Annotated in this window: 6 protein-coding genes and 1 riboswitch (1 of these 7 running past the window's edge); all 6 genes read right to left on the bottom strand. The window is 51.3% G+C overall.

What is annotated here, in order from left to right:
- Window positions 1-980, bottom strand: partial view of an NCS2 family permease gene (locus tag MKX98_RS04705; protein WP_071220837.1) — the 5' portion only. 391 nt of this gene lie to the left of the window's left edge; only the first 980 of its 1371 coding nucleotides appear in the window; its start codon is at window positions 978-980; its stop codon lies off the left edge, out of view.
- Window positions 981-1191: 211 nt separating this feature from the next.
- A riboswitch (purine riboswitch) is annotated at window positions 1192-1290 on the bottom strand.
- 344 nt (window positions 1291-1634) lie between these two features.
- The gene (locus tag MKX98_RS04700) at window positions 1635-2573 is read right to left on the bottom strand and encodes an NADP-dependent oxidoreductase (protein ID WP_339221695.1); all 939 of its coding nucleotides are present in this window, start codon (window positions 2571-2573) and stop codon (window positions 1635-1637) included.
- Between the two features lie 234 nt (window positions 2574-2807).
- Window positions 2808-4346 carry a glutamine-hydrolyzing GMP synthase gene (guaA, locus tag MKX98_RS04695; protein WP_113059352.1) on the bottom strand — a complete coding sequence of 513 codons (1539 nt, stop codon included), beginning with the start codon at window positions 4344-4346 and terminating at the stop codon, window positions 2808-2810.
- 78 nt (window positions 4347-4424) lie between these two features.
- Window positions 4425-6749, bottom strand: coding sequence for a transglutaminase domain-containing protein (locus tag MKX98_RS04690; protein WP_339221693.1), 2325 nt, complete (start codon window positions 6747-6749; stop codon window positions 4425-4427).
- A complete protein-coding gene (locus MKX98_RS04685; protein ID WP_339221691.1) occupies window positions 6721-8019 on the bottom strand; it encodes a DUF58 domain-containing protein in 1299 nt (432 codons plus the stop codon). The genes MKX98_RS04690 and MKX98_RS04685 overlap by 29 nt, the downstream gene beginning before the upstream one ends.
- Window positions 8016-9023 (bottom strand): MoxR family ATPase, encoded by a 1008-nt coding sequence (locus MKX98_RS04680; RefSeq protein WP_339224313.1) that lies wholly within the window; start codon window positions 9021-9023, stop codon window positions 8016-8018. Before MKX98_RS04680 ends, MKX98_RS04685 begins: the two co-directional genes overlap by 4 nt.
- Between the last annotated feature and the right edge of the window lie 172 nt (window positions 9024-9195).

Raw genomic sequence — 9195 nt, 5'->3', positions numbered from 1 at the left:
GTACTTTCCACGAAAGCTGTGATTGTACTTGTTCCAAGGAATGCGCCTGCGCTTACGCCGCCGGCATCCACGAGCATCGCTTTACCAAGCTTCTTCTCGCCTTCCTCTTTGTTCTTGAGGAGTCCCGCACGACCTGCGGTACCAACCAATGTACCGAACGTATCGAATAGTTCAACGAATGTAAAGATGAAAATAACTTCGATAAGACCAATGCCAAGCGCGCCCTTCAAGTCCATCTGTCCGACAGCCAGATTATCAAATGAAGGAATCCAGCTTGCAGTGCTCAGACCTGACAGATCGGTTACTCCCATCGGAATGCCAATCAGCGTCGTGAGCACGATACCAATAAGCAGAGCGCCTTTCAGTTTCAGGACCATCAGGATGGCGATCAGGAACAGCCCGATGATCGCAAGCAGCGTATCCTTGTTCTCAACGAAATTCCCAAGGCCAAGATTGAAGGCACCGCCTGGTACCGGATGAGTAATATCCGTTCCCGGGTTAATGGAAGCCGTCACAATGTTGCCTAGCTTAAGACCTACGATGGTAATGAACAAGCCGATACCGACCGTAATGGCAATCTTTAAGTTGTTCGGAACTGCAGTCAGCAGCATTTGGCGGACTTTGGTTACCGTGAGAATGATAAATACGATACCGGAGATGAACACTGCACCGAGTGCGGCCTGCCAAGTAATCGCACCGTTCGAGCTTAATACCACCGTCATGAAATACGCGTTCAAACCCATACCGGGTGCCAACGCAACCGGAATGTTAACGAAGAAACCCATGGCCATCGTCACAAGACCGGCACCTACTGCAGTAGCGAAAAATACGCCTTCCTGCGGAATACCTGCGCCATCAGGGCCCAGGAACAGATTGTTGACCAGCAGGATGTAAGCCATGGTCATAAAGGTCGTCAAGCCTGCGATAATCTCGGTTCTTACATTTGTTCCGTGTTCCTTTAGTTTAAAGAAACGCTCCATTGTAGAGATATCCCCCTTAAAATTAATGACCGGCAACATACAAAAAAGACCCTAAGGATAAATCCCCAGGGCCGTCGCTTGAAAAAAGAGCCGCAAAACAATCATTCGCATGCTGCAGGGCAGCATCCTTATCGAATAACCTGCTGCTTAATGGAACGCTGCTCCATCTTGCAGGCCGATATCTCGAATGCTGGACGAGTCCGCATCATTATATTGCCGCTCTTCTTTTCGTAGCGAGATCATTACGGTGACCTGTAGAGACTCCCGGGCCCATTCCCGGGATTATACGAAAAAGCTCGTTATTTGTAGTTGTCATGTCAGTTTCTACACATATTCTAGGACGAGAAGCCCAACCTTGTCAATAACAAAAACGAATATTGTGCTTGTCAATTTAAAGAAACGTTCGGGATTTGATATTCCACAACCTATTCATTCTAGGACAACCGAACTACATACGACAAAATACACCCCCGGAACAGGGACAATGTGCACATGACCCCTCAAATCCGCTCGCGAGGTACATTCGTTTTCAATTTTTAAATCTTAGCTGTCCTTACGCTCCCCACCTAGCCCTCTCATTTCACTCGATGGCAGCAGACGCGATCCAAACCGGATGGTTTCCACACGCAGAATAAACAGGGATCACTGTGCTCCTTAGGAGAAACTTATGGCTATTTTACCGACAGCATGGTGGGTCTCACTTAATGCGTGAGCATCGTAGAGCCCTTTTTGCGAAAAAGGAAACATAGCTCCGACTACGGATCTTACTTTTTTTTGCTCCAACAGGGCTGCTATTTCCTGAAGCTGCTGACCATTGGGATCCAGCCATATATTTTTGGCGGTTACGTCGTATTGTCTTACCAGCTCTTCATCAAAATCGCTGACAATGGATATGATTCGCCCGGTATGTTTCTTCAGCACTTTAAAGCTGTTCTTCTGAACGTCACCGCCCATCGTATCGAACACGACATCCACATCCGATAAAACATCTTCAAAAGGGGTCGTGCGATAGTCAATCATCTGATCAGCTCCGAGTGAAGCCAACAGCTCATGATTACGCTCACTGGCTGTCGTAATCACATAGGCGCCCGCTTGTTTGGCAAACTGGATTGCGAACATGCCAACGCCACCTGCGCCTGCGTGAATCAATACCTTCTCTCCATGAGTCAGTTCACCATGTGTAAACAGCGCCTGCCAAGCCGTCAGTCCTGCGAGCGGAACGGATGCGGCTTCCTCCCATGAGATAGCAGCAGGCTTACGCGCCAGCAGGTGATCATCCACCAAAGTATATTCGGCATATGTGCCAAAACGGGTCGTTTCCGGACGGGCAAACACTTCGTCTCCCACCTTCCAATCCGTTACCTCGTCCCCAATTTCCGAAATCGTCCCGGCCACATCCCAACCCAAAATAATCGGAAACTCCCAATCCATCATTTGTTTTAAATAGCCCTCACGGAGCTTCCAGTCTATTGGATTTATCGAGGTGGCGGCCACCTTAACTAAGACCTGATGCGCTTGCGGTGAGGGGGTAGGCACTTCTCTTTCCTGTAGTTCTTCCTTGCCCCCATAACGATCAATGACGATAGCCTTCATTCTTTTTCCTCCTCACAGGTTTAGGTCTTGGTTCAACCTCCCTTAACGCTCGCACCTGACTTTTGCACCCTAACGTATTATTTATCTTAATTCACAAAAGATGCATGCAATAAAACCAATGGCATTTACCCGTCCAGAGGAGAACGGTTTTGGTCGTATAAGCACACAAAAAAAACCTTCAATTCCACAGGTGTGGATTTGAAGGTTTTTGGGTTTAGTACAGCTGTATAAAAACTATTCCCACTCGATCGTTGCTGGCGGTTTGGAAGTCACGTCATACACGATGCGGTTGACGTTCTCGACTTCGTTCACGATACGAACGGAGATTTTCTCCAGCACATCCCATGGGATACGCGCCCAGTCCGCTGTCATGCCGTCGATGGAGGTTACGGCACGGATACCTACGGTGTAGGAATACGTACGTGCATCACCCATGACGCCGACACTCTTCATGTTCGGAAGCGCCGTGAAATACTGCCAGATCTCGCGATCCAATCCCGCCTTCGCGATCTCTTCACGCAGGATGTAGTCGGAATCACGAACGATTTGCAGCTTGTCCTCCGTTACTTCACCCAGTACGCGGATCGCAAGACCTGGGCCAGGGAAAGGCTGACGGTGAACGATCTCATCCGGTAAGCCCAACTCCTCGCCGACTTTACGAACCTCATCCTTAAAGAGAGCTTTCAACGGCTCAATCAGCGTGAATTTCATGTCTTCTGGCAGCCCGCCGACATTGTGGTGGGATTTGATCGTATGCGCCGTGTCCGTACCGCTCTCAACGATATCGGTATACAGCGTGCCTTGAGCCAAGAATGCAAAATCATCAAACTTGCTGGACTCCTCATCGAATACGTAGATGAACTCGTTGCCGATGATTTTCCGTTTTTTCTCCGGATCGTCTACGCCTTTCAGCTTGGACATGAAGCGTTCCTGAGCGTCAATCTTAACGACCTTCATATCAAACTTGCCGACGAAGGTTTCCATAACGCTCTCAGCTTCGCCCTTGCGCAGCAGTCCATGATCGATGAACATGCATGTCAGCTGATCGCCGATTGCCTTGTGAATCAGCATGGCCACAACGGAGGAATCCACGCCGCCGCTCAGTGCGCACAGCACTTTTTGCTCGCCAACGACTTCACGGATTTCACGGACCTGGTCCTCGATAAAAGTCTCCATGCTCCAGTTGCCTTCGCATCCGCACACTTCGTACAAGAAATTCTTGATCATTTCATTACCATGGACGGAGTGACGAACTTCCGGATGGAACTGCACGGCGTACAGCTTCTTATCCTCGTTACTCATCGCGGCGATCGGAGCGGATTCCGTTCCTGCATCCAGCTTAAAGCCGGAAGGCAGCGATACCACGTGATCACCATGACTCATCCATACCGTTTGTTTTTGCTCAATCCCTTTTACAAGCGTTGAGTTCGGTGCAAACTCCAATTCGGCTTTGCCGTATTCACGTTTCGAAGCACGTTCTACTTTTCCGTCCAGTTGTTGAGCCATCAGCTGCATGCCGTAGCAAATGCCGAAGATCGGCAGTCCCAGATCATAAATGGCGGGGTCCACATGCGGTGCATTCTCGGAATACACGCTGGAAGGACCTCCTGAGAAAACAATGCCGCGCGGGGAAAGTTCTTTAATTTTCTGAGCGGACGTGTTGTATGGCAGAAGCTCACTATAAACGCCGAGATCGCGAATGCGTCGTGCTATAAGTTGGTTGTACTGTCCACCGAAGTCTAAAACGACGATGATTTCATTAGGCTTATTCATTACCGGGCCTCCCTTGATTAATGAAATTAATTATACGCAACCCTAATTCATACCGTCAAGAAAGAGGGGCTTTTGTTTTCATGCCAGTTTTTTGACAATTCGAATACATTGGCGTAAAAAGAGTACTTTTTCGGTACGGGACCACGGTTCGTCATCGAATGCCGCCCGCTCCCAGCGCTGCGCAAACTGCTCCAGCTCCGCCCTGAATTCGGCATCGGCAATCGACAAGGCATTGACGTATTGACGCATGGTCTGCCCTTTTTCCAAATCTCCAAACCTTCGCTGGAGCTTGTCCCAAACCCATACCGAAATCGATACGAGTCCCTCCCGCCCGCTTACCGCTATCGTTCTGGCCATCCTCAGAAAGGCCAAACTTTGGCGCACGGTCGGAATTTGATAAACAACCGCCACCAGGATGGGAAGAACTAATAGTAGCACGCCCCCAAACATCACAGGACCGATGGCGGTTATCAGAAAGAGTACTTTAACGGCTCCGTAAATCATGGAGTTCCACAGGCTGTTCCAGTACTTAAGCCCGGCAGAACCGGAATCACCAACCAGTGGAGGCGTGGACATCTGCTCGATGCTAAAGCCCGGGGTCGGATCGAACAGCACCCAGCCTTGTCCCGGAAAAAAAACCTCAACCCATGCATGCGCATTCTTTTGGGCTACCTCATAACGGTCAACCGTACCTGCCACCCGCTCACCCGGTGCAAATCCAGTCACGTAGCGTGCCGGGATGCCTTCAGATCGAAGCAGCACGGTCATCGTCGTAGCAAAATGAACGCAGTATCCTTCCTTCGTATCAAACAAAAAATAATCGGTAAAATCCTTGCCTTCCGGAGGCACGGACGTTTGCAGGGAATAGGTATAGTTCTGCTCCAAATAGGATTCGATAGCTTTCGCCTTTTCATACCTGTTCACAGCGTCCCATGTGATCTCCCTTGCTAAATCCCTCACCCTGAGGGGCAGCTGCTCGGGAAGCTGGAGGTACATTTCCTTCATATATTCAGGATCGTTGTTGGTTGCACTGCGGAGCGATTGCTCCTCAGACTGACTATATAAAGTTTCTATGGTATAACCGGATACCGCCCTTTCGCCCTGCAAGGATACCGTTTCGGACAGCCTGTCAACGGCGAGCCTCGGTGTACCTCTCTCTTTGGAGAAATGGATCTCCTTTACGCTGGTAATAATGCCTCCTGACAGCACAGACTGGATCGGAGTATCTTGTTCAAAAGTCAGTGTCTGGACAAGCTTGTCTCCGGAAGGACGCTCCCAATAGGGCAGGATGCCGCTCAGGTCCTCGGACAGCTTCACGGGCTTGCGGATGGAAGGATCCGCCTCCCACTTCCGTCCATCATACCGATTATATGTGTCTCCTCGCCAATAAGTCGGTTCAGGCGACTGCGCGGTAAAATACAACGCATCACTCAGCGTTAACGGACCTCCCAAATCTTTTCCTTGGGAAGCGTATCCGGCAACCTGGGAGGCAGGAATCGACGGTTCCCTGTTTCCCCAGACAAGGTCTCCCCATCCCGTCAGACGTGCCGCCATTTCGGACACCGTTAATCCCACGCCTGCCGACGGCTCGCTAATAGCTCCTCCCACTCGGGTAATACCGGCGATCAGACCGGAAGCAAGCAGCACCACCAGACTCCAGCGAAGCACAGGCAGCCCGGACAAGCGGCCGGATCGAACAGGCTCAGGGATGTCCAATTCAAAAGTGGTTCCCTCCACGGTTTCCTGCTTCAGCTTTAGGATCAGCATCATACCTTGCGCCAGCAAAATGTACAGCACCGCACGCAGCATATCGCCATAGATGCTTTCTTCCATGGCAGATTCCAGCACCGCCAAATAAACCAGCGTTGAACCGCCAAACAGCCACACGGTTCGGCGATACAAAGCCAGCATATGGACCGCGGATACCATGATAGCCCAGCCGACAAGCAGAATGATCGTTCTCGTTTCCTGGCTTAAGGCAGTAAACTCCCACGCATTTCCGAATGCCGAAACGTCATCCGGTAGTGTCTCCGAAGCATAATCGGACAGCCATGCCAACGGATGGCTATATTCAAACAACCGGGCACACAGCCAGACCACCAGAACGGCGTTCAGCGGCAGCCATACCCAGCCCCGCAGCGTAAACAATCCTTGGAGCAGCAAGAATAAAGCCCAGATGAATAAGGTTTGCAGCATAAGATGGCTGCCCATGTCACCTGCATCCCGAAGCGGCAATAGCCACTCTGACAGCAGTCCCATAACCGGCAGCGTAATCAATATACGATGAAGAATCGTTCCGTGCGTCAATCGGGAGACGAAAATAGAGGGTACATTCCAGGCTCCGGATATTCCGGCCTTACGATGGCCTCCATCCCTAACGGGCGAGCTTCCCGGTCCGCTCATGGTCGGCACCTCCTATCTTCATTGGCTTCCTCTCTGTCCGCTTTTCATGCAAGTAAACCAGCTTTCCGCCTTTGTTGAAAAACTCCCGTGCCCACTCAGGCAACGCCTGATTCTCTAATGGACTCACCTCTAAGCCTGAGTTACCAGCCGATTTCAGACGTTTTACACTTTGCGTACAGAAGATGGTAACCTTTCTGCTGCCCTCATTCAGCAGGTGGATTGCTGCGACAGCCGCTCCCTCATGAAAGACGCCCGTAATAATCGCCCAATCCTTATTCTTTTGCGAGGGAGAAAGAGACTTCACGAAGCTTCGATCCCGTACAGGATCGTTCCCGGTTAGCTGAACGGAGGCAAACGGAACTAACGTGTCCTGCTGGCCCTTGAACACGTCCTTGTATTCGTTTCGCCGATCCTCTATCCCAGCCCCATCGATATATAGTTGATAGGGAACTTTGTAGCGGATGAGCCGGGATACAAATCCTGCTGCCGCAGATACCGCGTCTTCAAATGCATTCTCCGGTTTCAAGGCGCCAAGACCTGCATACCCTTGGAGCGATGTATCCAGCACAACCCCCTGCCTTGATCCATACCCCTCATGCGGCATGAAGGATTGCAGGCGTCCCAGCTTCGCGGAATTCTTCCAATGAATCCGGTTCATGGGATCACCGGGAACATAGTCTCGCACGCCCGATCCTCTCATTTCATTCCAAACATGGAAGCGTACCCGTTCATCTTCGAAGTCCATATCGCTTCCATGCATGGGCACTTGGGCCTCCGGCCACTCGGCGGGTTTTGGCAGCACAATTATGCCGCCAGTATCGCTTTGCACGCTCCGGCTTGTTCTGAACCAGCCGAACATATCGCCCCATTCCACCTCGCTATAGATCGAAGACCAGACTCCGCGGGGAACCTGGTTCAGTCTGTAGGTATACTCGAGCCTTCGCTTCATGCCGGGGAACAGCAGCTTACGGTATTCCCTGAAGCCGATCCGGTCGGTTATGATAAGCCACGGCACGGGCAGAAGAGAACGATAGGTTACTTGAACCGTCATCTGAGCAGAATCTCCCGCTTGTAAGCATGAAGGGGAGCTTGTATGCGAAATGGTGATTCGTGTTGGGCCCAGCAAACTTGTCAAAGCTCCGCCAAGCAATAGAATCGTGCTTGCCCACCATACAAGCCGCAGCGATTCCCCGCCTAACCAAACATAAAGACCCAAAGAAACGGACCAGATGGCCACTCCTCTCGACCATTCCAGCAGACGGCGTTTCATGACGGATTCCCCTTCCGGCTTCGCTGGCGCGGCAGATCAAACCTCGTAATGATGGACTCCACCATTTCATAAGGCGTTATGCCGGCAGCGCGTGCCTCATGAGACAGATGAAGCCGGTGGGTGAGCACAGGAACGGCAACGCGCAGGCAGTCATCAGGGATGACATACATTCGTCCTGTCAAAAAGGCAGCCGCCTGTGAAGCGCGGAGCCACGCCAATGTCCCTCTCGGACTAATCCCTAAGGACACTCCCTGCTGTTTTCGGGATGCATCGGCCACACTGACCATATAACGTTTTATGGTGTCATCCACAAATACGCGGGAAACCATCTGCTGCATTCGTATGAGTTCGGATCCCATCATGAGGGGCTTCAGATCGTCCAGTCTGGAACTGCCCATCCCCCGCTCCAGCAGCTCCAATTCACCCTCCATATTGGGATATCCCAGCGATAATCTCATCAAAAAGCGGTCCAGCTGCGCTTCCGGCAGGCGGCTTGTGCCTTCATATTCGTACGGATTTTGCGTTGCCAGGAGGAAGAACGGGGCAGGCAGCGGATACGTATGGCCGTCCACGGTGACGCGCCCCTCTTCCATCGCCTCCAGCAGCGCGGATTGCGCCCGCGGCGATGCCCGGTTGATCTCATCGGCCAACACAATATTGGACATCACGGGTCCTGGCCTGAATACGAATTCTCCCGTATGCGGATAATAGACCGACGCCCCTGTAATATCCCCTGGCATCAAATCATACGTAAACTGAATTCGGCTGAAATCGCAGCCAATTAACGAGGCCACCGACTTCACTAGCATGGTCTTCCCGACTCCCGGCACATCCTCCAGCAGCACATGTCCACCGGCCAGCAAGGCCATCATCGTTAACGAGATTTGCTCCTCATGTCCGACAATGATACTCCCGATCCGTTTGGTAACCCTCCCCAGAAGCTCGGGTGCCCACTCCGGGTGGTTCGCTTCTTCAGCATGAACGGATGAACTAAACAAGAACATCAACCCCCAACCTATATTCATAGATTATTAGATAGCGCTAACTTGGAATTTTGAATCTATGAATAGGTTTTCCAAGAAAGCAAGAAGATAGACGTCATTTGCTAGAAAAGCATTGGCCTGTCTTGCATGATTTGTAGCGTACGGTCCGCCTGGCCTAATCGGCATTTACACA

The sequence above is a fragment of the Paenibacillus sp. FSL W7-1332 genome (genome assembly GCF_037969785.1).
Lineage (GTDB): Bacteria > Bacillota > Bacilli > Paenibacillales > Paenibacillaceae > Paenibacillus_AQ.
This window is presented reverse-complemented; position numbering and strand designations above follow the sequence as displayed.

What these genes read in the sequence shown, in the direction of transcription:
- MKX98_RS04700 (WP_339221695.1), bottom strand. Translation starts at nt 2,573, where the DNA reads ATGAAGGCTATCGTCATTGATCGTTATGGGGGCAAGGAAGAACTACAG.
- guaA (WP_113059352.1), bottom strand. Translation starts at nt 4,346, where the DNA reads ATGAATAAGCCTAATGAAATCATCGTCGTTTTAGACTTCGGTGGACAG.
- MKX98_RS04690 (WP_339221693.1), bottom strand. Translation starts at nt 6,749, where the DNA reads ATGAGCGGACCGGGAAGCTCGCCCGTTAGGGATGGAGGCCATCGTAAG.
- MKX98_RS04685 (WP_339221691.1), bottom strand. Translation starts at nt 8,019, where the DNA reads ATGAAACGCCGTCTGCTGGAATGGTCGAGAGGAGTGGCCATCTGGTCC.
- MKX98_RS04680 (WP_339224313.1), bottom strand. Translation starts at nt 9,023, where the DNA reads ATGTTCTTGTTTAGTTCATCCGTTCATGCTGAAGAAGCGAACCACCCG.